The sequence below is a fragment of the Xanthomonas theicola genome, assembly GCF_014236795.1.
Lineage (GTDB): Bacteria > Pseudomonadota > Gammaproteobacteria > Xanthomonadales > Xanthomonadaceae > Xanthomonas_A > Xanthomonas_A theicola.
This window is the reverse complement of the sequence record NZ_CP049017.1, coordinates 2,210,212-2,231,974: the sequence shown is the minus strand read 5'-3', so window position 1 is coordinate 2,231,974 and position 21,763 is coordinate 2,210,212. Positions and strand designations below refer to the sequence as shown.

Sequence of the window (21,763 nt, the reverse complement as noted above, 5' to 3'; positions counted from 1 at the left end):
TAACAAAGGTGGGGACAGGCGCCGATGATATTGGGTAGCAAGTTCCCAGGCTGCTATTCGGCATACGCGTGGTCAATGCAGCAATGGCCGAAGGGATCGCCGCCATGCAGCCATGCCATTCTTGTTCTTGACTTCGGTAAGTCAAAAGCAATTGCAACAGCCAAAGCCAAAGCCAAAGCCAAAGCCAAAGCCAAAGCGACAGCAAGAGCAGCGATGACAACGGCCATAGCGACAGCGATAGGCACAGCAACGCGCATGGAGTGGACATGGATCGGAGACAGACGCGGGCACTGCAGGACCTGGATGCGGCGCATCACCTGCACCCGTTCAACGACAACGCCGCACTGGCCCAGAAAGGTACGCGCATCCTCACCCGCGGCGACGGCGCCTACGTCTGGGATGCCGACGGCAACCAGCTGCTCGACGCCTTCGCCGGGCTGTGGTGCGTCAACGTCGGCTACGGGCGCAAGGAACTCGGCCAGGCCGCCGCGCGGCAGATGGAACGGCTGGCGTACTACAACAGTTTCTTCCAGTGCACCACCGAACCCACCATCCGCCTGGCCGCCAAACTCGCCGAACTGACCCCCGGCGACCTCGACCATGCCTTCTTCACCAACTCCGGCTCCGAGGCCAACGACACCATCCTGCGCCTGGTGCGGCACTTCTGGGCGGTGCAGGACCAGCCGCAGAAAACCATCTTCATCGGCCGCCACGACGGCTACCACGGCACCACCATGGCCGGCGCCAGCCTCGGCGGCATGCAGGGCATGCACCGCCAGGGCGGGCTGCCGATCCCCGACATCCACCATATCGCTCCGCCCTACGGCTTCGGCGACGGCGGCGACCTGGACCCGGAGGAGTACGGCCTGCTGGCCGCGCGCCGGCTCGAGGACAAGATCCTGGAATTGGGGCCGCAGCGCGTGGCCGCGTTCATCGGCGAGCCGATCATGGGCGCGATCGGCGTCTATATCCCGCCGCGCAGCTACTGGCCGGAGATCGAGCGCATCTGCCGCCGCTACGACGTGCTGCTGGTCGCCGACGAGGTGATCTGCGGCTTCGGCCGCACCGGCCAATGGTTCGGCGCGCAGCACTTCGGCTTCCAGCCGGACGTGATGACCATCGCCAAGGGCGTCACCTCCGGCTACATCCCGCTCGGCGCGGCCATGTTCGGCAAGCGCGTGGCCGCGGTGCTGAAGGAGCAGGGCGGGGAGCTGGCGCACGGTTGCACCTATTCGGGGCATCCGGTGTGCGCGGCGGTGGCGCTGGAGAACCTGCGCCTGCTGCAGGACGGGGGCATCGTCGAACGCGCGCGCGGCGAGATCGCGCCGTACCTGGCGCAGCGCTGGACCGAACTGGGCGAGCACCGGCTGGTCGGGCAGGCGCGGATCGTCGGCATGATCGGCGCGCTGGAACTGGTGCCGGACAAGCCGCGCCGGCAGTATTTCCCCGACCGCGGCAAGGTCGGCGCGCTGTGCCGCGACCATGCGCTGCGCCGCGGCCTGATCCTGCGCGCGACCAACGATGCGATGCTGCTGTCGCCGCCGCTGATCCTCAGCCGCGCCCAGGTCGACGAGCTGTTCGACAAGGCCTGGCGGGCGCTGGAGGACACCGCGCAGGCGCTGGGCAAATAGGCCGGCGCTGGTTAGGGCCTGTTAACACATCCGAAGCCCATCAACGACCAGGACGAAGCTGAGGAATCCAAGGAACATGGCATCCAGCTTCTCGAAGCGCGAGAAAATCCGGCGGTAGCCTTTCAGGCGACGGAACAGTCTCTCCACTTCGTTGCGCCGCTTGTACATCTCCCGGTTGTATTCCCAAGGCTCGACCCGATTGGATTTCGGCGGGACCACCGGCACGAAGCCAAGATCGAGCGCCAACTGGCGGGTTTGGTTGCCTTCGTAGGCACGGTCCATCAACAAATGAATCGGCCGCTCCACTGGCCCCAGGTGTTCAAGCAACGTGCGGCCTGCAGGTGCGTCATGCACGTTACCAGGCGTCAATCCAAAGGTGATGGCTGTTCGAGCATCTGCGGCAACCATATGAATCTTGGTGTTCCATCCACCGCGGGACTTGCCGACGGCCTGCGGACCGTTTTTTTTAATGCGCCCGTGCCATCGGGATGCACCTTGATGCTGGTGGAGTCCAGCGAGATTGCTTCGATTTTGATGCGCACGATCTGGGACTTCTGCAATTGGGCCAACATCCGGTCCAGCACACCCGCCTTGGCCCAGCGGTTCATGCGTGTGTACACCGTGTGCCAGTTGCCAAAGCGCTTGGGCAGGCCGCGCCATTTGCAGCCATGCTCGGCAACGTAAAGGATGGCGTTGACCACTTGCAGGTTGGTCATGCTGACATTGCCGCGCTGTGCCGGCAGGCAGTGTTCGATTAGGGAAAATTGTGCTGGCGTGATCTCCATGCCCGATAGTTTAAACGCTCGGGCCATTAGTGTTAACAGGCCATAGTCTGAATGGGTCGTCTCGAGTCGGCCGCGCGATGCCGCGGCGTGTATCTTCCGATCTTCCCCATGGACCTGCGGAGACCTGCAATGAAGCTGCGACTGCTCCCCCTTTCCCTTTCCGCGGTGTTGCTCGCCTCCTGTGGCGGCTCCGGCGGCGGCGAGGGCGGCAAGCCCGCGGCGGGCGAGGACCAGGTCCTCAACGTCTACAACTATTCGGACTACATCGCCGAGAACACCGTGCCCGCGTTCGAGAAGGCCAGCGGGGTCAAGGTCACCTACGACGTGTTCGACAGCGACGAGATGGTCGAGACCAAGTTGCTGGCCGGCGGCAGCGGCTACGACGTGGTGGTGCCGACGCTGAACTTCTTCGGCCGGCAGATCCAGGCCGGCGTGTTCCTGCCGCTGGACAAGCGCAAGATCCCGAACCTGGCCAACCTGGATCCGGAGATCATGCAGCGCATCGCGCAGCAGGATCCGGGCAACAAGTACGGCGTGCCGTACATGGTCGGCACCACCGGCATCGGCTACAACGTGGACAAGGTCAAGGCCGCGTTCGGCAGCACCGACATCGCCAACAGCTGGGACCTGGTGTTCAAGCCGGAGAACATCGCCAAGCTCAAGGACTGCGGCGTCACCATCCTCGACACGCCATCGGACCTGATCCCGATCGCGCTGCACTACCAGGGCGAAGATCCGCACACCACCGACAGCGCCAAGATCGAGAAGGCTGCGGCGCTGATCAAGAGCATCCGCCCGTACGTGCAGAACTTCCACTCCTCGCAGTACGTGACCTCGCTGGCCAACGGCAGCACCTGCCTGGCGGTGGGCTGGTCCGGCGACATCATCCAGGCGCGCGACCGCGCCGAGGAGGCCAAGAACGGCGTAAAAGTGGCTTATTCGATCCCCAAGGAGGGCGCGCCGCAGTGGTTCGACATGCTGGCGATCCCGAAGGACGCCAAGCATCCGGAGAACGCCTACACGTTCATCAACTACCTGTTGACCCCGGACGTGGCCGCGGCCAATTCCAACTTCATCCACTACGCCAATCCGGTGCCGAAGGCCACGCCGCTGGTGGATGCGGCGATCCGCAACGATCCGACCCTCTATCCACCGCCGGAGGTGGCGGCGAAGATGTTCACCTATTCGATCAACCCGCCCGAGGTGGACAAGCTGTACACCCGCCTGTGGACGGAGATCAAGACCGGCCGCTGAGCCGGTCGCGTCCGTGGTCCATTGTGCGGCGCGGCGGCGCGGCGCCTGCACGCAGTACGACCGCGCCGCGCGCGGTCGCCAAGGGGGAGGACCACCGGCGCGCGCGCCTGGCCCGGCGTCGGCAGGTGCAAGTCAGGTTGTGCGCGCTGGCGGTGATGCCGCCGCAGGTGGACCGCCAGTACACGCGGTTGTGGGCCGTACTGAAGAGCGGGCGCTGAGCGGCGTGCAGCAGCTGATTTCCTCTGCCCGCGGAGAGAGGGGGGAAGGATACGGCGGCGCGGGAGGCTTGGACCGCACGCGGCGCCTGATGCGCCGTGGCGCACGCCGTCGGCGGCCGCCGTGAAGGCGGAAGAGAGGGGCGCCGCCTGCGACGCGCCGCCGCGCAGGCGCCTGAACGTTCCGGCACGCCGCGCTCGCATAATCTGGACCCGCCAGTACAAATACTTATAGAGTCGCCGTACGCTTCCGTCTGGTGAATGCGCGCCAGGCAGCGCGTTCCTGTCCCTGCACCGTCAGGCGCACAGGCGACGATGGTCCTCCACCCCCCAGGAACCTGCGACTTGAGCATCCACGACCCAGATCCCGCGCAGACGCAACGGCAGGCGACTTCGGACGATGCGCGGGCCGCGCCGGCCCAGGACGACGGCAAGCAAGCCGACAAGCCGTCGCCGCTGAAGAATCCCAAGGTGAAATGGACGTTGCTGCTGATCGGCCTGGTCGTGCTGATCGCCCTGGCGGCGTGGCTGATCCATTACCTGACCACCGGCCGCTACCTGCAGGAAACCAACAACGCCTATCTGCAGGCCGATTCGGTGGCGGTGGCGCCGCGGGTCAACGGCTACGTGACCGCGGTGTACGTCGGCGACAACCAGACGGTCAAGGCCGGGCAGCCGCTGCTGCAGATCGACGAGCGCACCTACCGCGCCACCCAGCAGCAGGCGCAGGCGGTGGTCGCCGTGCGCCAGGCCGACATCGCCGCCGCCGAGGCCGGGCTGCAGGCGCAGCGCGCCACGCTGCTGCAGGCGCGCACCCAGGTCACCGCGGCCGCGGCCAGCCTGCGCTTCGCCCAGGGCGAGGCCAAGCGCTTCGCGCCGCTGGCCGCGTCCGGCGCCGACACCCACGAGCACTACGAGAGCATCGTCCACGACCGCGACCGCGCGCAGGCCCAGTCCGACGCGGCCAAGGCCCAGGTCGTGGCCGCCGAAAGCCAGGTGCAGGGCGCCAGCGCGCAGCTGGACCAGGCCCTTGCCGGGCTGCAGCAGGCGCAGGCCGACGCCGACCAGGCCGCGGTGGCGATGGAGGACACGCGGCTGACCGCGCGCATCGGCGGCCGCATCGGCGACAAGACCGTGCAGGTCGGCCAGTTCGTCGCCGCCGGCACGCGGCTGATGAGCGTGGTGCCGGTGGATGCGCTGTACCTGAGCGCCAACTTCAAGGAAACCCAGGTCGGGCTGATGCGGCCCGGGCAGCCGGCGCGGATCGAGGTCGATGCGCTGTCGGGTGTCGAGCTGGACGGCGTGGTCGAGAGCATCGCGCCGGGCACCGGCTCGCAGTTCGCGCTGCTGCCGCCGGAGAACGCCACCGGCAACTTCACCAAGGTGGTGCAGCGGGTGCCGGTGCGGATCCGCCTGCAGGCCGGCGCGGAGGCGCGCAAGGTGCTGGTGCCGGGCATGTCGGTGACGGTCACGGTGGACACGCGCGCGGCCAAGGACCTCAAGGACCGCGTGCAGCAGGAAAGCAAGCAGGGCGAGGGCCGGCCGTGAGCGAGGCCGCCGCTGCCCCGGCGGCGGGCGCCGGCGCACAGCGCAAGGCCGACGCCGGCGCGTGGCTGGCGGTCGCCGCCGGCACCATCGGCTCGTTCATGGCGACGCTGGACATCTCCATCGTCAACGCGGCCTTGCCGACGATCCAGGGCGAGGTCGGCGCCAGCGGCACCGAGGGCACCTGGATATCCACCGCCTACCTGGTGGCCGAGATCGTGATGATCCCGCTGACCGGTTGGTTCGTGCGCACCCTGGGGCTGCGCAATTTCCTGCTGATCTGCGCGCTGCTGTTCACCTTCTTTTCGGTGGTGTGCGGGCTGTCCAACAGCCTGCCCATGATGATCCTCGGCCGCGTCGGCCAGGGTTTCGCCGGCGGCGCGCTGATTCCCACCGCGCTGACCATCGTCGCCACGCGGCTGCCGCCGGCGCAGCAGACCATGGGCACCGCGCTGTTCGGCATGACCGTGATCCTGGGGCCGGTGATCGGGCCGCTGCTCGGCGGCTGGCTCACCGAGAACGTCAGCTGGCACTACGCGTTCTTCATCAACGTGCCGATCTGCGCCGGGCTGGTGGCGCTGCTGCTGCTCGGCCTGCCGCACGAGCGGATGAACCTGCGCGGGCTGCTCGACGCCGACTGGCTCGGCATCTTCGGCCTGGCCGCCGGGCTCGGCGCGCTGACCGTGGTGCTGGAGGAAGGACAGCGCGAGCGCTGGTTCGAGTCCTCGGAGATCGTGCTGCTGAGCCTGCTCTCGGCGCTGGGCTTCGTCGCCCTGGTCGCCTCGCAGTTCGTCAGCCGGCAACCGGTGATCCGCCTGTCGATCCTGCTGCGGCGCAGTTTCGGCGCGGTGTTCGTGATGGTGATGGCGGTGGGCATGATCCTGTTCGGGGTCATGTACATGATCCCGCAGTTCCTGGCCACCATCGCCGGCTACAACACCGAGCAGTCCGGCTACGTGGTGCTGCTGGCCGGCGTGCCGACGGTGCTGCTGATGCCGCTGATGCCGAAGCTGCTGGCGAGCGTGGACGTGCGCATCCTGGTGATCGTCGGGCTCAGCTGTTTCGCCGTCGCCTGCTTCGTCAACATGGACCTCAGCGCCGATTCGGTCGGCATGCATTTCGTCATCGGCCAGTTGCTGCAGGGCTGTGGCCTGGCGCTGGCGATGATGTCGCTGAACCAGGCGGCGATCTCCTCGGTGCCGCCGGATCTGGCCGGCGACGCGTCCGGGCTGTTCAACGCCGCGCGCAACATGGGCGGCTCGATCGGGCTGGCGCTGATCTCCACCTTCCAGGAGCGGCGCATGGTGTTCCACACGCAGATGATCGGCAGCGGCACCAGCGCCAATTCGGCGCTGGCGCAAGACTACCTGCACGGCCTGGCCGCGCAACTGCAGTCGGCGACCGGCGCCGGCGCGGCGCTGCAGTCGGTGGCGCAGCTGGCGCGGATGGTGCAGCAGCAGGCGCTGGTGATGACCTACAACGACTTGTTCTGGGTCTTCGGGATGATCGTGGTGTGCACGATCCCGTTGGCGTTCCTGCTCAAACCGCTGCCCAAGGGCGGCGCTCCGCTCGCGATGCATTGAGGATTCCATGGCCCAGCGCTTTTCCCGTGTGCTCGTCCCCGTCGCGCTGCCGCTGCTGCTGTCGGCCTGCGTGCTCGGCCCGAACTACGTGAAGCCGCCGCCGGTGGCCGAGGCGGCGCAGGCGCAGCCGCAGCTGCATCGCGCCGACGCGGTCGCCGCGGCGGCCGGGGTGGTGCCGGCCGCGCCGCCGCAGCGCTGGTGGGAGGCGTTGCAGGACCCGCAGTTGAACACGTTGGTCGAACAGGCGCTGCAGAACAGCCCGAACCTGCGCGCGGCACAGGCCAGGCTGCGCGCCTCGCGCGCGCTGGTGCAGCAGCGCCATGCCGAGCAGCTGCCCAGCGTCGGCGCCAATGCCGCCTATCTCAACGCCAGGGCGCCGGATGCGCTGGTCGACGGCCTGGGCAGCGTCGCCGCCGGCAGCGGCCAGCCGTTGTCCATCGACCCGCATGCGCAGCTGTACAGCGTCGGCTTCGATGCCAGCTGGGAGCTGGATTTCTTCGGCCGCCGCCGCCGCGCCAGCGAAGGCGCGCTGGCCGATGCGCAGGCCGACGAGGCTGAACTGGCCGATACTCAGGTCCAGCTCGCCGCCGAAGTGGGTCAGGCCTACCTGGGCTATCGCGCTACCCGCGCGCGCATCGTCATCGCCCAGCGCAACCTGGAGGCGGCGCGGCAGACCCTGCAATTGACCCGGCAGCGCCGCGAGCGCGGCGCCGATGCCGACCTGCAGGTGGAGCGCGCCCAGGCGCAGCTGCAGCAGCAGGAGGCGGTGTTGCCGGACCTGCAGGCGCAGGCGAAGGAGGCGCTGGACCAGCTGGCGCTGATGATCGGCCGCGAGCCGGGCGCGCTCGACGCCGCGCTGGCCGCGGACCGGCCGCTGCCGACGCTGCCGGCGGTGGTGCCGGTGGACGATGCGGGGGCGCTGATCCGCCGCCGCCCCGACGTGCGCCGCGCCGAGCGCCAGCTGGCGTCCTCGTCGGCGCAGATCGGGCAGGCGCTGAGCGCGTATTTCCCGCAGGTCGCCTTGCTCGGCAACATCGGCATGGCCGCGACCTCGCCGGGCGCCCTCGGCCGCGATGCGATCAACAGCGTGGTGGCGCCGTTCCTGCGCTGGTCGATCTTCGATTTCGGCGCGACCCGGGCCAAGGTCGCGCAGGCCCGCGCCGGCAACCAGACGCGCCTGGCCGCCTACGAAGGCACCGTGCTGGCGGCGCTGCAGGACGCCAACAACGCGCTGGCGCGGTTCGGCGCGGCCCGCCAGCAGGCGCTGGCCGCGGCCAAGGCCGAAACCTCGGCGGACCGGTCCGTGGCGTTGCTGCAGCAGCGCTACGCGGCCGGCGCGGCGTCGCTGATCGATGCGCTGGACGTGCAGCGCCAGCAGGCCTCGGCGCAGGACAGCGCGGTGCAGGCGCGGACCCAGGTGCTGCTGCGTTACGTGGCGCTGCAGAAGAGCCTGGGCCTGGGCTGGGCGCCGCCGCAAACGCCGCCGCGATGAACGCCCGCGCCGCGGTATCGCCGATCCGGCGGCCGCGGCTACACTGGGGTCGGCCGCGCACGTCCCGTCAGCATCGGCGAACCTGCGCGACGGCGTCTTCCACGGGGAGCACCAGATGGCGTTGAGCGAAGCCAGACCCGATCTTCCGCCGATGGCGATCGCGGCCGCGGCCGCGGCGCCGGCCAAGGGCAGCGGCTACTTGTCCATCGCCGGCCTGCGCAAGGAGTTCGACGGTTTCGTCGCACTCGACGACGTCGACCTGGACATCCGCAAGGGCGAGATCTTCGCGCTGCTCGGCGGCTCGGGCAGCGGCAAGTCCACGCTGCTGCGCTGCCTGGGCGGGTTCGAGCAATCCAGCCGCGGCCGCATCGTGCTCGACGGCCAGCCGCTGGACGGCCTGCCGCCGTACGAGCGCCCGCTCAACATGATGTTCCAGTCCTACGCGCTGTTCCCGCACATGTCGGTGGAGCAGAACATCGCCTTCGGGCTGAAGCAGGACGGCCTGTCGCGCGCGGCCATCGCCACGCGCGTGGGCGAGATGCTGGCGCTGGTGCAACTGGGCAGGCTCGGCAAGCGCAAGCCGCACCAGCTCTCCGGCGGCCAGCAGCAGCGCGTGGCGCTGGCGCGTTCGCTGGCCAAGGGGCCGAAGCTGTTGTTGCTGGACGAGCCGATGGGCGCGCTGGACAAGAAGCTGCGTTCGCAGATGCAGCTGGAGCTGGTCAACATCATCGAGACCTCGGGGGTGACCTGCGTGATGGTCACCCACGACCAGGAGGAGGCGATGACCATGGCCACCCGCATCGCGCTGATGGATGGCGGCCGGATCCAGCAGGTCGGCACCCCGGACGAGATCTACGAGCAGCCGGCCAACCGTTTCGCCGCCGAGTTCATCGGCTCGGTCAACCTGATCGATGCGGTCATCGACGAGGATCTGCCGGACTACGTGACCCTGCGCGCCGGCGCCTTCGCCGACAGCATCTACGTCGGCCACGGCATCACCGGCATCACCGGGCAGCCGGTGTCGTTCGCGTTGCGCCCGGAGAAGCTCGGCATCGGCAAGGACGCGCCGGCGCAGGCGCACAACAAGGCGCAGGGCACGATCGAGGACATCGCCTACTTCGGCAGCCATTCGGTCTACCACGTGCGCCTGCCCAGCGGCTTCAAGCTGATGGCCAACTTCGCCAACCAGCAGCGCTGGGCCAGCGACAACCTGACCTGGGGCGACGCGGTGTGGGTGTGGTGGGGCGAGAACGACGGCGTGGTGCTGACCGCATGAGCGCGCCCAACGCTGCCAGCGTGCCCGCCGCGCAGGCGCTGCCGCCGCGGCGCACGCTGCTGCAGCGCCTGCGGCGCCTGCCCGGCGCGCGCTGGGCGGTGATCGCCGCGCCGTACCTGTGGCTGCTGCTGTTCTTCGCGATCCCGTTCCTGATCGTGCTGCGCATCTCCTTCGCCGAGCAGGCGATCAGCAGCCCGCCGTACAGCGCGCTGGTGAACTACCGGGACGGCGTGCTGACGCTGACGTTCACCCTGCAGAACTACCTGGCGCTGGTGCGCGACAACCAGTACATCGAGGCCTACTGGGGTTCGATCAAGATCGCCGGGATCTCCACCCTGCTGACCCTGCTGATCGGCTATCCGATGGCCTACGTGATCGCGCGGCTGTCGCCGTCGGCGCGCAACATCGCGATGATGCTGGTGGTGCTGCCGTCGTGGACCTCGTTCCTGATCCGCGTCTACGCCTGGATCGGCATCCTCGACAGCAACGGCGTGCTCAACCGCGCGCTGCTGGCGCTGGGCCTGATCGAGCAGCCGCTGCGCATCCTGTACACGCCCATCGCCGCCTACATCGGCATCGTCTACTGCTACCTGCCGTTCATGGTGCTGCCGCTGTACGCGACCCTGGTCAAGGACCACCGCCTGCTCGAGGCCGCCTACGACCTCGGCGCGCGGCCGTGGAAGGCGTTCGCGACCATCACCTTGCCGATGTCGCGCCCGGGCATCGTCGCCGGCTGCATGCTGGTGATGATCCCGGCGGTGGGCGAGTTCGTGATCCCGGAAATGCTCGGCGGGCCGGACACGCTGATGATCGGCCGGGTGCTGTGGGGCGAGTTCTTCAACAACCGCGACTGGCCGGCGGCCTCGGCGGTGGCGATCGCGATGCTGGCGCTGCTGATGCTGCCGATCCTGTTCTTCAACCGCTACCAACAGCGCCAGCTGGAAGGCGGCCGGGCGTGAGCGGCGCGGGCGCGCTGCGCGGCGGGCGGGTGCTGCGCTGGACGGTGCTGGGCGGCGGCTTCGCCTTCCTGTACCTGCCGATCCTGCTGCTGATGGTGTATTCGTTCAATGCGTCGAAGCTGGCCACGGTGTGGGCCGGGTTCTCGACCAAGTGGTACGGCGAACTGCTGCGCGACCGGCAGATCCTGCAGGCGGCCTGGATCAGCCTGAAGGTGGCGTTCTGGACCGCCACCGCGTCGATGGTGATCGGCACGCTGGCCGCGCTGGTGATGACCCGCTTGCGCCGCTTCCCCAGCAAGAACCTGTTCGGCGCGCTGGTGACCGCGCCGCTGGTGATGCCGGAGGTGATCATCGGCCTGTCGATCATGATGATGCTGGTGTCGATGGGCGGGCTGATCGGCATCCCGCCCAAGGGCGTCGCCGCGATCTGGGCCGCGCACGTCACCTTCACCCTGTCCTTCGTCACCGTGGTGGTGTCCTCGCGCCTGCAGGAGCTGGACCGCTCGCTGGAGGAGGCGGCGATGGACCTGGGCGCGAACCGGCTCAAGGTGTTCTTCCTGATCACCTTGCCGATCATCGTCCCGGCGCTGGTGTCCGGCTGGCTGCTGGCCTTCACCCTGTCGCTGGACGACGTGGTGATCGCCAACTTCGTGGCCGGGCCCGATTCGACCACGCTGCCGATGACCGTGTTCTCCTCGGTGCGGATGGGCTTGAAGCCGAAGATCAACGCGCTGGCCACGCTGATGGTGCTGGCGGTGTCGATCGCCGCCTTCGTCGGCTGGTGGCTGATGGCGCGCAGCGAGAAGCGGCGCCAGCGCGATATCCAGTTGGCGCTGCAGCAGGGTGGCTGACGGCTCTTCGCCTCAGGTATTTTGAGGCCACCCGGAGTCGCTGCCACAACAAGTCGCTCCGCAGAATGCTGCGGTCCATCGCGACCGCCGCGTCCCGACGCCGCCGCAACCTTCGCGGCGCTAGGCTGAGCGGACTTTTTCCAGGAATCCGCCGCGATGCCTTACGACACCGTCAATCCCGCCACCGGCCAGGTCGAATACCGTCTCGCACTGATGGATGCCGCCGTCGTCGAGCAGCGCCTGGCCGCGTCCGCGCAGGCGTTTCCCGCCTGGGCGGCGACGCCGCTGGAGCAGCGCGGCGCGTTGCTGCGCCAGGTCGGCGCGCAGTTGCGCGCGCGCCGCGGGGACATCCAGCGGGTGATGACCGCGGAGATGGGCAAGCTGCGCAAGGAGGCGCTGGCCGAGATCGACAAGTGCGCCGATGCCTGCGACTACTACGCCGAACACGCCGCCGACTACCTGCGCGAACTGCCGATCGCCACCGACGCGCAGCGCAGCTACGTGCGCTACGAGCCGCTGGGCTGCGTGCTGGCGGTGATGCCGTGGAACTTCCCGATCTGGCAGGTGTTCCGGTTCCTGGCGCCGGCGCTGATGGCCGGCAACGTGACCCTGCTCAAGCACGCCAGCAACGTGCCGCGCTGCGCCGACGCGATCCACGCCGCGCTCGCCGCCGCCGGCGTACCTACCGGCGTGTTCGACGTGCTGCACATCGACAACGACCAGGCCGCCGAGGTGCTGCGCGATGCGCGTATCGCCGCGGTGACCCTGACCGGCAGCGAGCGCGCCGGCCGCTCGATCGCCGCCAACGCCGGCGGTCAGCTGAAGAAGTGCGTGATGGAGCTGGGCGGCAGCGACGCCTTCGTGGTGCTGGACGACGCCGACCTGGAGCTGACCGTGGCCGCGGCGGTGAAGTCGCGCTTCGACAACGCCGGGCAGACCTGCATCGCGGCCAAGCGCTTCGTGGTGGTGGAGGCGATCGCCGACGACTTCGTGCGCCGATTCGTCGCCGCCGCGGCCGAGCGCCGGCTCGGCGATCCGCAGGACGAAGCGACCACGCTGGCGCCGCTGGCGCGGCAGGACCTGCGCGACGAACTGCACAAGCAGGTGCAGGCCAGCCTCGCCAAGGGCGCGGTGGCCTTGCTCGGCGGCGCACCCGACACCGAGACCCATGCCGGCTATCCGGCCTCGATCCTGGACAAGGTGGTGCCGGGCATGCCGGCCTACGACGAGGAACTGTTCGGCCCGGTCGCCGCGATCCTGCGCGTGGCCGACGAGGCGGAGGCGGTCCGCGTGGCCAACGACACCAGCTTCGGCCTGGGCGGCAGCGTGTGGAGCGCCGACCGCGCCCGCGGCGAGCGCGTCGCCCGCCAGCTGCAGTGCGGCGCGGCCTTCGTCAACGCCATCGTCAAGAGCGACGTGCGCCTGCCGTTCGGCGGCATCAAGCGCTCAGGCTTCGGCCGCGAACTGGCCGAGCATGGGATTCATGAGTTCATGAACATCAAGTCGGTGTATGTGGGGTGAGGCCGGGACTCGGGACCCTGGACCCTGGACCCGGAACGGCAGAGTCGAAGGCACACCAGGCTTCAGCAGAACGTTGCCGTCGCGCGCGCAGGTTTTGTTACCGGCGATGCGCCTTTTCCGGGTCCCGGGTCGCGGCCTCACAACCACCGCGCCCGCTTGAACGCCACATACAGCCCCAGGCACACCGCGGCCACGCCGCCGACCATCAGCGGGTAGGCCCAGGGCCATTCCAGTTCCGGCATCTGCTTGAAGTTCATGCCGTACCAGCTGGTGATCAGGGTCGGGGCGGCCAGCAGCGCGGCCCAGGCGCCCAGGCGCTTGACCGTCTCGCCCTGGGCCAGGGTCACCAGCGACAGGTTCACGCTCAGCGCGGTGCCCAGCATCTCGCGCAAGGTGTCGATCGCCTCGTTGGTGCGCACCGCGTGGTCGAGCACGTCGCGCACGTACAGCCGCACTTCGTCGGGGATCAGCGGGCCGGGGGTGCGCTTGAGGTGGGCCAGCACGTCCTGCAGCGGCGCCACGCCCAGGCGCATCTGGTTGAGCTCGCGCTTGAGTTCGTACAGGCGGATCGCGGTGTCGCGGCGGTAGGCCTCGGCGAAGATGTCCTTCTCCAGGCGCTCCAGGCTGTGCCGGAATTCGTCCAGGATCGGCTGGTAGTTGTCGACGATGTAGTCCAGCACCGCGTACAGCGCGTAGGACGGGCCGAGCTGCATCAGCGCCGCCTCGCGCTCCAGGCGTTCGCGCACCGGCGCGTACGGCAGCGAGGCGCCGTGGCGCACGGTCAGCAGGAAACGCGCGCCGAGGAAGGCGTGGGTCTCGCCGTAGACGATGCGCTCGTCGATCACCTGCGCGGTGTGCACCGCCAGGAACAGTGAATTACCGTAGGCCTCGACCTTGGGCCGCTGGTGCGCCTTGCGCGTGTCCTCGATCGCCAGGTCGTGCAGCTGGAACTCTTCCTGCAGCTGCTGCAGCACGTCGTCGGCCGGTTCGTACATGCCGACCCAGACGAAGCCGTCGTCGCCGGCCAGCACGTCGCTGATCTGCGCCAGGGCGATGTCGCGGCGGCGGCCGTGGCCGTCGTAGTGCACGCAGTTGATGACGCAGGCGGGATTTTCGGGAACGCAGGCCATGGGCGGGAATCGTGCGCGGGCGGGATCAGCGCTGCAAGCGGCGCCGCGTGAACGCCCAGGCCAGCGCCGCATGCACCGGCAGCAGCAGGGCGATCCATTGCAGGTTGAACTGCGGCTGCAGCATCGACAGCCAATGGATCAGCAATGCCGCGCCGGCCAGGGCCACCACCGACCACAGCAGCACGCCGAACCAGCGTCCGGGCCGGCGCCCGCACAGTTCGGCGATGGCGCCGCCGACCAGCAGCAGGCACAGCGGGTCGAGCAGCAGCAGGTTGCGGTTGGCCCAGGCCGCGCGGTGGTCGCTGAAGCCCCACAGGTACAGCAGCACGCCGCCGCCGAGTGCGCACAGCAGCCAGAACGGCAGTGCCAGCGCGGCCAGCGCGCGTGGCCGTCGCGTCAGCGCGAGCACGGCGGCGGCGACCAGCAGCCCGGCCAGCAGCCACGGCCACCAGTGCCGCGCCTGCTCCGTCGGCTCCGGCGGCAGCCGCTGCGGCAGCAACGGCTGGCGTGCCTGTACCAGCGGGCGTCCGGCGCGGTTGCGCACCTCGCCCAGGCTCTCGGCCAGGCGCATCGGCACGAACGCCTCTTCCCAGCGCGACAACGGTTTGTCGGCGAACGGGCCCAGGCCCAGGTCGAAGCCCAGCCACATCCACGGCGCCGGCGAGGCCAGGCGCACCGATTCGCTGCGGTAGGTGTTGCCGCGCGAGCGCCCGGACAGTTGCGCGTGCAGCGCGCCGTCCAGCGCCCGGTCCAGCGCGTCGCGGACCATGGTGGCGCAGTTGGCGGTGTAGTAGTCGTAGCGGTAGCGCGCGTTCTCCGGCCGCGCGCGCCAGGCCAGCGCCTGTTGCAGCGCGCGCGCCTGCGCCGGTTCCATGTCCAGCCACTGGATGTCCACGCCGCGGCCGGCGTCGCGGTACTGCGCCAGGTCGTCCTGCAAGGACAGGGCGACCAGGTAGTACATCATGTCGCCGGCGGCGAAGCGGCTGACGAAGTCCGGCTCGCTGGGGTCGAAGAAGCCGAAGTTGTACGAGGTGGCCTGGCCGCTGCGCGGATCCACCACCACGATCGCATCGTGGCCGAAGCGCTCGAAGAACACCTCGCCCGGCTGCATCGTGGCCACGCCGATCCGCGGCGCCGGCGCCGACGCGTCGTCGCTGGACGGGCCGGCAACGGGCGCTGCGGTGGAGGCGGGCGCCAGCGCGGGCGGCGCGGCCGGGTCCGCACTGCCGGCCCGCGCGAACGCCAGCGCCGCGCAGCAGCCCAGCAGCGCGCCCAGCAGCCGCTGCGGCCAGCCGCGCGCCGGCATCGGCGACGGCGGGCGAGCGGTCAAGCGTCTTCCTGCGGGTCGTGCGGTAGGATGGTGACGTGAAAAGCCTGCACCCGGCGCGCGTCGGCGCGCGCCACGCGGAACGCGAACCGCCCCAGGGTCAGTTCCTCGCCGGTTTCCGGCAGGTGGCCGATGGCCTCGGTGACCAGGCCGCCGACGGTGTCGTAGTCGTCGTCGGAGAAATCGGCGCCGAAGCGTTCGTTGAAATCCTCGATCGGGGTCAGCGCGTCGACCACGTACTGGCCGTCGGCCTGCGCGGCGATCAGCGAGGCTTCGTCCTCGGCGTCGTCGTGCTCGTCGTCGATCTCGCCGACGATCTGTTCCAGCACGTCCTCGATGGTCACCAGGCCGGCGACGCCGCCGTACTCGTCGACCACGATCGCCATGTGGTTGCGCGAGAGCCGGAACTCCTTGAGCAATACGTTGAGCTTCTTCGACTCGGGAATCAGCACCGCCGGGCGCAGCAGTTCGCGCACCGTGCCGGGGCCGTGGTCGGCGACCACGCCGCGCAGCAGGTCCTTGGCCAGCAGGATGCCGAGGATGTCGTCCTTGTTCTCGCCATGCACCGGGAAGCGCGAGTGGCCGGATTCGACCACCTGCTTCATCAGGTCGAGGAAACGCGATTCCACCGGCAGCGACACCATCTGCGAGCGCGAGATCATCACGTCGCCGACGGTGAGTTCGGACACCGACAGTGCGCCTTCCATCATGCGCAGGGTGTCGGCGGCGATCAGCCCGTCGTGCCGGGCGTCGCGCAGCACCTCGACCAGGTCGTCGCGGGTGTGCGGGTCGCCGGAGAAGACCGAGCTGAGACGTTCCAGCCAGCCGCGGCGTTTTTCGTGGGTTTCCGAAGGGGTGCTACTAGCGTCGTCTTCTGACATGCTCTGTGGATACGGCACCCGGCCTGCCGGGCGGTGGCGGCAAGTCTAGCAGGGCCGCCGCGACGGCACGGCGACGCCGCGGGCGGCTGCCGACACGGGTTCAGCCGCCGCCGGCGGGCGTGTGCAGCGGGTCCGGCGCCGGTGCGGCGTCGGGATCCTCCGGCAGGTCCAGGCTGTAGCTGCAGCCGGCCAGGGTCTTGCCCGGATGCGACTTCACCGTGGATAGGCTGAGGATGATCGATTCGATCATCGGCTCGCCGGTCTTGGGGTCGGTCACGTCGCGGCTGACCACCTCGCGGCCGAACATCGCCTTCTCCGGCGTGTCCACCGCCGCTTCCAGCCGCAACTGCCTGGCCAGCGGCCGCGGATCGGGCAGGTCCAGCACCGCCATCACGCTGGCGCCGGCCACCGCGATACGCGTGGTGCTATGGCCGAACGCCTGGATCGGGCGCACCAGCGCGTACTCGCTCATGAACAGGTTGGACTGCGGCAACGGCCGCCAGCCCTGCGCCACCGCCTTCAGCGGATCGGCCAGCAGCGGCCCCAGCGCGGCGAAGTCGGCCACGCGCTGGCGGCATTCGAGCAGCGCCGGCAGATCGATGGCCGGCGCTGGCGCGGCGGACACGGGCGGCGCGGACGCGAGCGCGAGCAGAAGGAGCGATGGACGGATCAACGTGCAGGACCTCGGGCCGGAGAGCGGGGTGGCGGCCGCGCGGCAACGGTAACGCGGACGCCGGCGCTTGACCAGCCACCGTCCCGCATTGGACGGCGTCGGCCACGCGCTGGCCAGGCAGAGCGGGCACAGTGCGTCCGTCAGGCGTCAGCGTTCCCCGGCGTAGGGGTCGTCCACCCCCAGGTCGGCCAGGATCTCGCGCTCCAGCTGTTCCATCGCATCGGCTTCCTTGTCGTCCTCGTGGTCCCAGCCGAGCAGGTGCAGCACGCCGTGCACAGTCAGGTGCGCATAGTGGGCGTTGAGCGGCTTGTCCTGTTCGGCCGCCTCGCGCGCCACCACCGGCGCGCAGATCACCAGGTCGCCGAGCAACGGCAGCTTGATCCCCTTGGGCAGGCCCTCGGGCAACTCGGCCGGGAAGCTGAGCACGTTGGTGGCGTAGTCTTTGCCGCGGTAGTGGTGGTTCAGTGCGCGGCCTTCCTTGGCGTCGACCAGGCGGATCGCCAGGTCGGCTTCGCGGATGCGGCCGTTCAGCGCCGCAGCCACCCATTTGCGGAAGCTCGCCGCCGCCGGCAGCCCGGCACGGGGCAGGGCGTAGCTGACGCCGACGTCGAGGTGGACCGGGCCTTTGGTCATGGCGATACCGGCAATTCAGTTCGGACAGGAGGCGACAGTATCGCGCTTGCGAAGTCGCCAATGCGTACGAAGCCCGCGCCGGCCAGCTTGGCGGCCGGGTCGTGGTTACGGCGGGTGAGCGCGCAATCGCCCACCGCTTTCGGCGCGATCGGGTAACTGGTGTCCACGTAGGCGCGCGACGGGGCGGACGCTTGCTTCGGCTTGGCGGACACCGCGCCCGTTGCCATCGACAGCAGACCGGCGCACAACGGCGAGCAGCTACGGAACACGGCAGCTCCTGGGCGGAACGTGGCGGCAGTGTAGGCCATGCCGCCCCGGAATTGAGCGCTCGCACGCCGGCGACCCTCAGGCGTCGGCGGCGGACGGCGGGATCGGGTGACGCACTCGATGAGCATCGGCAACGGCGGTCCGCCGGCAGCGGTGCGATAGGAGGCGCTGCGCCCGCCCTGCGGCAATCCAGGCCAGCCGCTGCGCATCGTCTTCGGGCGCGGCGCCGCGTTCCGGCTCGACGGCCGGCAGGCGGATGGTCGCCTGCTCGACCACCGCCGCCAGGCACGGTGGCGCCATGCTCATGGGGCCGCGGCCCGTTGCTGTGTGGTGGGAATGTGCACCGAGGGCCGGGCCAGGGCGAGGCCGCTGCAGGCTGCGCCGAGCAAGACGGCCAGGGCGAAGCCCGCCCGGCGCAGCGTCACGGCGCCGGCCCGGTCGACTTGTCGGCGATGTCGCGCTTTTCGTAGGCGGTGACGATGCGCGCCACCAGCGGGTGCCGCACCACGTCGCGCGCCTCGAAGAAGGTGAAGCTGACGCCCTCGACCTCGTGCAGCACCTCGATCGCGTCGCGCAGGCCGGACTTGACGTGCTTGGGCAGGTCGATCTGGGTGAGGTCGCCGGTGACCACGGCGGTGGAGCCGAAGCCCAGCCGGGTCAGGAACATCTTCATCTGCTCGATGGTGGTGTTCTGCGCCTCGTCCAGGATCACATAGGCGTCGTTGAGGGTGCGTCCGCGCATGTAGGCCAGCGGCGCGATCTCGATGACGTTCTTCTCCAGCAGCTTGACCACCTTTTCCACGCCCAGCATCTCGTAGAGCGCGTCGTACAGCGGGCGCAGGTAGGGGTCGACCTTCTGGCTGAGGTCGCCGGGCAGGAAGCCCAGCTTCTCGCCGGCCTCCACCGCTGGGCGCACCAGGATCAGGCGCTGCACCCGCGATTCGTTCAGCGCCTCCACCGCGCTGGCCACGGCCAGGAAGGTCTTGCCGGTGCCGGCCGGGCCGATGCCGAAGTTGATGTCGTGGGTGGCGATCGAATGCAGGTACCTGGCCTGGTTGGCGCCGCGCCCGCGCACGGTGCCGCGCTTGACCTTGATCGCGACCTCCTGCGGGGCGTAGGCGCGTTCTGCCACGTGCGCGACGTTGGCGTCGTTCAGGCGCAGGTGGATGGCGTGGCTGTCGAAGACGGTGCCGGCGGCCTCGTCGTAGAGCGCGCGCAGCAGGGTTTCGGCGGCGGCGGCGGCGCTGGCCGGGCCGGTGACGCGGAACACGTTGCCGCGGTTGGCGATCTCCACGCCGAGCTTGAGTTCGATCTGGCGCAGGTGCGCGTCGAACGGACCGGCCAGGTTGGCCAGCCGCTCGGTGTCGGCGGGATCGAGGGTGAAGTCGCGTTGCGCGGGGACGGTCATGGCAGGCGCACGCCGCGGAGCCGCGGCGTCGGAAGTAGGGAAGTAAAGGGTAGCGCGCGCCGGCTTGTCCGGCCAGCGACGCGGCCGGCCGCACACTTGTCCACAGCCGCTGTAGAGCGCGGCCGTGGCAGGCTGTGGACACGCCGCCGCAGCCCTTGCGCGGCGGGCGTCTGCAGGCGTCTGGCGAAAAATCCGCACCGGCTCCTCAGGCGGCGGCGTCAGGCAGGCGGTGCGTGGTCGCGCATCCACGCGTGCGCGACCACGCGCGGCGGCGAGGTCGCCCACGACCAGCACCAGGCGGTGGTCGTGGTCGCTGGACTGGTCATCGTCGTGCCGGTCGTGAAAGCCGGCGCGTCAGGTCGCGGCGGTGCGCACGTTTCGTCTAGAATCGAGGCACGACCGAGCCCGCCCTGTCGTCCCGCGTCGCCTTCCTGCTGGGAGACGCGGCCCGCGGGCGCATGGTGGCCGCGCTGATGAGCGGCCAGGTGCGCACCGCCAGCGAACTGGCGCTGGACGGCGCGGTCGCACCGTCCACGGCGAGCCGGCACCTGGCGCAGCTGCGGGAGGCCGGCTTGGTCCGGGTGGCGCGGCAGGGGCGCCACCGCTATTTCCACCTGGCGGGCGCCGAGGTCGCGCTCAAGTCGCTGATGGGGCTGGCGCCGCCGTCGCCGGCCGGCCCGGCCGATCCGGCGCTGCGCCGGGCACGCAGGCCGCTGCGCCGGCCGCGCCTGGACTGGAGCGAGCGCTGCGGCCATGTCGCCGGCGCGCTGGTGGCAGCATTCCGAACTCGCGCGCGCTCGCCATCGGCGCGCGCGGCGAGCGCTTGCTCACCGAACTGGACTAGCGCGCCGCCGCCGGCGCGTCGGCTGTCGCGTCCAGCTGCACGCGGCCGCGCAGCGAGTTGCTCAGCGCCTCGGTGATCAGCACGTCGACGAACTGGCCGACCAGGCGCGGCGGCCCGGGGAAGTTCACCGAGCGCATGTTCTCGGTCTTGCCGGTGAGCTCGGCCGGGTTCTTCTTCGACGGGCCTTCGACTAGGACCGTCCGCACGCTGCCGACCATGGCGCGCGAGAGCTGCAGCGAATGCGCGTTGATGTGCGCTTGCAGCCGCGCCAGCCGTGCATGCTTGACCGCCTCGGGGGTGTCGTCTTCCAGGTCGGCGGCGGGCGTGCCGGGGCGGCGCGAGTAGATGAAGGAGAAGCTCTGGTCGAAGCCCACGTCCTCGATCAGTTTCATGGTCTTGTCGAAGTCGGCGTCGGTCTCGCCGGGAAAGCCGACGATGAAGTCCGAACTGATCGAGATGTCCGGGCGCACCGCGCGCAGCCTGCGGATCTTCTGCTTGAACTCCAGCGCGGTGTAGCCGCGCTTCATCGCGCTGAGGATGCGGTCGCTGCCGGCCTGCACCGGCAGGTGCAGGTAGTCGGCCAGCTGCGGCACGTCGCGGTAGGCGTCCACCAGCGAATCGCTGAACTCCAGCGGATGCGAGGTGGTGAAGCGGATGCGGCCGACACCCTCGATCTGGGCGATGGCGCGGATCAGCAGGCCGAGGTCGGCGTACTGCACGTCCTCGCCCTCGCCGTAGGGGCCGCGGTAGGCGTTGACGTTCTGCCCGAGCAGGTTGATCTCGCGCACGCCTTGCGCGGCGAGCTGCGCCACCTCGACCAGCACATCCTCGAACGGCCGGCTGACCTCCTCGCCGCGGGTGTAGGGCACCACGCAGAACGAGCAGTACTTGGAGCAGCCCTCCATGATCGACACGAACGCCGACGGGCCTTCGGCGCGCGGCTCCGGCAGGCGGTCGAACTTCTCGACCTCGGGGAAGCTGATGTCCACCTGCGACTTGCCCGAGGCGCGCCGCGCGCGGATCAGTTCCGGCAGCCGGTGCAGGGTCTGCGGACCGAACACCAGGTCCACGTACGGCGCGCGCTTGACGATCGCCGCGCCCTCCTGCGACGCCACGCAGCCGCCGACCCCGATGATCACCGGCGTGCCGCCGGCCTTGAGCCTGTTCTCCTTGAGCGCGCGCCAGCGGCCGAGCTGGCTGAACACCTTCTCTTGCGCCTTCTCGCGGATCGAGCAGGTGTTGACCAGCACCACGTCGGCTTCTTCGGGGTTGTCGGTCAGCTCCAGGCCCTCGGCGGCGGCGAGCACGTCGGCCATCTTGGCCGAGTCGTACTCGTTCATCTGGCAACCGTGGGTCTTGATGTACAGCTTGCCGCGCACCGCGGGCGTGGTCACGGCTGGCGCGCGCGCGGAGGGCAGGGGATGCAGGACGGTCCCGGTCATGGTGCTGAATCCAGGTGGGTGGGAAAGGAAGCCGGCTAGTCTACCT

Annotated in this window: 21 protein-coding genes; 10 read left to right on the top strand and 11 right to left on the bottom strand. The window is 69.6% G+C overall.

What is annotated here, in order from left to right:
• Positions 1 to 53 precede the first annotated feature (53 nt).
• A complete protein-coding gene (locus G4Q83_RS10325) occupies positions 54 to 227 on the bottom strand; it encodes a hypothetical protein (RefSeq protein WP_158254994.1) in 174 nt (57 codons plus the stop codon).
• Positions 228 to 266: 39 nt separating this feature from the next.
• On the opposite strand from G4Q83_RS10325, the gene G4Q83_RS10320 reads away from it, so the two are divergent.
• Positions 267 to 1,631 (top strand): aspartate aminotransferase family protein, encoded by a 1,365-nt coding sequence (locus G4Q83_RS10320; protein ID WP_128419796.1) that lies wholly within the window; start codon positions 267 to 269, stop codon positions 1,629 to 1,631.
• A gap of 21 nt (positions 1,632 to 1,652) precedes the next feature.
• On the opposite strand, the gene G4Q83_RS10315 is transcribed toward G4Q83_RS10320, so the two are convergent.
• A protein-coding gene (locus G4Q83_RS10315; RefSeq protein WP_246432165.1) for an IS5 family transposase occupies positions 1,653 to 2,416 on the bottom strand; the annotation gives its coding sequence in 2 pieces (ribosomal slippage) (positions 1,653 to 2,101 and positions 2,101 to 2,416; 765 coding nt in all).
• A gap of 129 nt (positions 2,417 to 2,545) precedes the next feature.
• Between G4Q83_RS10315 and G4Q83_RS10310 the strand changes: the two genes are divergently transcribed.
• The 8 genes from G4Q83_RS10310 (at position 2,546) to G4Q83_RS10275 (ending at position 13,112) form a co-directional block, all read left to right on the top strand.
• Positions 2,546 to 3,670, top strand: a complete 1,125-nt coding sequence (locus tag G4Q83_RS10310; RefSeq protein WP_128421011.1) for a polyamine ABC transporter substrate-binding protein — start codon at positions 2,546 to 2,548, stop codon at positions 3,668 to 3,670.
• Positions 3,671 to 4,230: 560 nt separating this feature from the next.
• Positions 4,231 to 5,433, top strand: a complete 1,203-nt coding sequence (locus G4Q83_RS10305) for an HlyD family secretion protein (protein ID WP_128421010.1) — start codon at positions 4,231 to 4,233, stop codon at positions 5,431 to 5,433.
• Positions 5,430 to 7,013, top strand: coding sequence for a DHA2 family efflux MFS transporter permease subunit (locus G4Q83_RS10300; RefSeq protein WP_128421009.1), 1,584 nt, complete (start codon positions 5,430 to 5,432; stop codon positions 7,011 to 7,013). The genes G4Q83_RS10305 and G4Q83_RS10300 overlap by 4 nt, the downstream gene beginning before the upstream one ends.
• Before the next feature lie 7 nt (positions 7,014 to 7,020).
• Positions 7,021 to 8,505 carry an efflux transporter outer membrane subunit gene (locus G4Q83_RS10295; RefSeq protein ID WP_128421008.1) on the top strand — a complete coding sequence of 495 codons (1,485 nt, stop codon included), beginning with the start codon at positions 7,021 to 7,023 and terminating at the stop codon, positions 8,503 to 8,505.
• Positions 8,506 to 8,656: 151 nt separating this feature from the next.
• On the top strand, positions 8,657 to 9,781 hold the full coding sequence (locus G4Q83_RS10290) for an ABC transporter ATP-binding protein (protein WP_185817425.1): 1,125 nt from the start codon (positions 8,657 to 8,659) through the stop codon (positions 9,779 to 9,781).
• Positions 9,778 to 10,740: an ABC transporter permease subunit gene (locus G4Q83_RS10285; RefSeq protein ID WP_128421006.1), complete on the top strand. Its 963-nt coding sequence runs from the start codon at positions 9,778 to 9,780 to the stop codon at positions 10,738 to 10,740. Before G4Q83_RS10290 ends, G4Q83_RS10285 begins: the two co-directional genes overlap by 4 nt.
• Positions 10,737 to 11,591, top strand: coding sequence for an ABC transporter permease subunit (locus G4Q83_RS10280; RefSeq protein WP_128421005.1), 855 nt, complete (start codon positions 10,737 to 10,739; stop codon positions 11,589 to 11,591). The genes G4Q83_RS10285 and G4Q83_RS10280 overlap by 4 nt, the downstream gene beginning before the upstream one ends.
• Before the next feature lie 156 nt (positions 11,592 to 11,747).
• Positions 11,748 to 13,112: an NAD-dependent succinate-semialdehyde dehydrogenase gene (locus G4Q83_RS10275; protein WP_128421004.1), complete on the top strand. Its 1,365-nt coding sequence runs from the start codon at positions 11,748 to 11,750 to the stop codon at positions 13,110 to 13,112.
• Positions 13,113 to 13,249: 137 nt separating this feature from the next.
• On the opposite strand, the gene G4Q83_RS10270 is transcribed toward G4Q83_RS10275, so the two are convergent.
• The 8 genes from G4Q83_RS10270 to G4Q83_RS10235 all read right to left on the bottom strand — a co-directional run bounded on the left by G4Q83_RS10270 (position 13,250) and on the right by G4Q83_RS10235 (position 19,431).
• On the bottom strand, positions 13,250 to 14,242 hold the full coding sequence (locus tag G4Q83_RS10270; RefSeq protein ID WP_128421003.1) for a magnesium and cobalt transport protein CorA: 993 nt from the start codon (positions 14,240 to 14,242) through the stop codon (positions 13,250 to 13,252).
• 25 nt (positions 14,243 to 14,267) lie between these two features.
• Positions 14,268 to 15,548, bottom strand: a complete 1,281-nt coding sequence (locus G4Q83_RS10265) for a lipoprotein N-acyltransferase Lnb domain-containing protein (protein ID WP_246432380.1) — start codon at positions 15,546 to 15,548, stop codon at positions 14,268 to 14,270.
• Positions 15,549 to 15,568: 20 nt separating this feature from the next.
• On the bottom strand, positions 15,569 to 16,450 hold the full coding sequence (locus G4Q83_RS10260; RefSeq protein ID WP_128421002.1) for a CorC family transporter: 882 nt from the start codon (positions 16,448 to 16,450) through the stop codon (positions 15,569 to 15,571).
• A 100-nt stretch (positions 16,451 to 16,550) separates the two neighbouring features.
• Entirely contained in the window at positions 16,551 to 17,123 is a 573-nt protein-coding gene (locus G4Q83_RS10255; protein WP_128421001.1) for a hypothetical protein, read from the bottom strand.
• A gap of 147 nt (positions 17,124 to 17,270) precedes the next feature.
• Entirely contained in the window at positions 17,271 to 17,756 is a 486-nt protein-coding gene (ybeY, locus tag G4Q83_RS10250; protein WP_128421000.1) for an rRNA maturation RNase YbeY, read from the bottom strand.
• On the bottom strand, positions 17,753 to 18,025 hold the full coding sequence (locus G4Q83_RS10245; protein ID WP_128420999.1) for a hypothetical protein: 273 nt from the start codon (positions 18,023 to 18,025) through the stop codon (positions 17,753 to 17,755). The genes ybeY and G4Q83_RS10245 overlap by 4 nt, the downstream gene beginning before the upstream one ends.
• Positions 18,026 to 18,101: 76 nt before the next feature.
• On the bottom strand, positions 18,102 to 18,329 hold the full coding sequence (locus tag G4Q83_RS10240; RefSeq protein WP_128420998.1) for a hypothetical protein: 228 nt from the start codon (positions 18,327 to 18,329) through the stop codon (positions 18,102 to 18,104).
• A 115-nt stretch (positions 18,330 to 18,444) separates the two neighbouring features.
• Positions 18,445 to 19,431 (bottom strand): PhoH family protein, encoded by a 987-nt coding sequence (locus tag G4Q83_RS10235; protein WP_128420997.1) that lies wholly within the window; start codon positions 19,429 to 19,431, stop codon positions 18,445 to 18,447.
• A gap of 458 nt (positions 19,432 to 19,889) precedes the next feature.
• On the opposite strand from G4Q83_RS10235, the gene G4Q83_RS10230 reads away from it, so the two are divergent.
• Positions 19,890 to 20,351, top strand: coding sequence for a helix-turn-helix domain-containing protein (locus G4Q83_RS10230; RefSeq protein ID WP_246432347.1), 462 nt, complete (start codon positions 19,890 to 19,892; stop codon positions 20,349 to 20,351).
• On the opposite strand, the gene miaB is transcribed toward G4Q83_RS10230, so the two are convergent.
• Positions 20,272 to 21,717: a tRNA (N6-isopentenyl adenosine(37)-C2)-methylthiotransferase MiaB gene (gene miaB, locus G4Q83_RS10225; protein ID WP_128420996.1), complete on the bottom strand. Its 1,446-nt coding sequence runs from the start codon at positions 21,715 to 21,717 to the stop codon at positions 20,272 to 20,274. The two genes, G4Q83_RS10230 and miaB, sit on opposite strands and share 80 nt — an antisense overlap.
• Positions 21,718 to 21,763: the final 46 nt, after the last annotated feature.

Bases quoted from the DNA above. Each gene is read 5' to 3' on its own strand.
- G4Q83_RS10295 (WP_128421008.1), top strand. From the start codon at position 7,021: ATGGCCCAGCGCTTTTCCCGTGTGCTCGTCCCCGTCGCGCTGCCGCTG.
- ybeY (WP_128421000.1), bottom strand. From the start codon at position 17,756: ATGACCAAAGGCCCGGTCCACCTCGACGTCGGCGTCAGCTACGCCCTG.
- G4Q83_RS10290 (WP_185817425.1), top strand. From the start codon at position 8,657: ATGGCGATCGCGGCCGCGGCCGCGGCGCCGGCCAAGGGCAGCGGCTAC.
- G4Q83_RS10275 (WP_128421004.1), top strand. From the start codon at position 11,748: ATGCCTTACGACACCGTCAATCCCGCCACCGGCCAGGTCGAATACCGT.
- G4Q83_RS10310 (WP_128421011.1), top strand. From the start codon at position 2,546: ATGAAGCTGCGACTGCTCCCCCTTTCCCTTTCCGCGGTGTTGCTCGCC.
- G4Q83_RS10260 (WP_128421002.1), bottom strand. From the start codon at position 16,450: ATGTCAGAAGACGACGCTAGTAGCACCCCTTCGGAAACCCACGAAAAA.
- G4Q83_RS10285 (WP_128421006.1), top strand. From the start codon at position 9,778: ATGAGCGCGCCCAACGCTGCCAGCGTGCCCGCCGCGCAGGCGCTGCCG.
- G4Q83_RS10270 (WP_128421003.1), bottom strand. From the start codon at position 14,242: ATGGCCTGCGTTCCCGAAAATCCCGCCTGCGTCATCAACTGCGTGCAC.
- G4Q83_RS10240 (WP_128420998.1), bottom strand. From the start codon at position 18,329: ATGAGCATGGCGCCACCGTGCCTGGCGGCGGTGGTCGAGCAGGCGACC.
- G4Q83_RS10265 (WP_246432380.1), bottom strand. From the start codon at position 15,548: ATGCCGGCGCGCGGCTGGCCGCAGCGGCTGCTGGGCGCGCTGCTGGGC.
- G4Q83_RS10325 (WP_158254994.1), bottom strand. From the start codon at position 227: ATGGCCGTTGTCATCGCTGCTCTTGCTGTCGCTTTGGCTTTGGCTTTG.
- miaB (WP_128420996.1), bottom strand. From the start codon at position 21,717: ATGACCGGGACCGTCCTGCATCCCCTGCCCTCCGCGCGCGCGCCAGCC.
- G4Q83_RS10235 (WP_128420997.1), bottom strand. From the start codon at position 19,431: ATGACCGTCCCCGCGCAACGCGACTTCACCCTCGATCCCGCCGACACC.
- G4Q83_RS10320 (WP_128419796.1), top strand. From the start codon at position 267: ATGGATCGGAGACAGACGCGGGCACTGCAGGACCTGGATGCGGCGCAT.
- G4Q83_RS10230 (WP_246432347.1), top strand. From the start codon at position 19,890: ATGGTGGCCGCGCTGATGAGCGGCCAGGTGCGCACCGCCAGCGAACTG.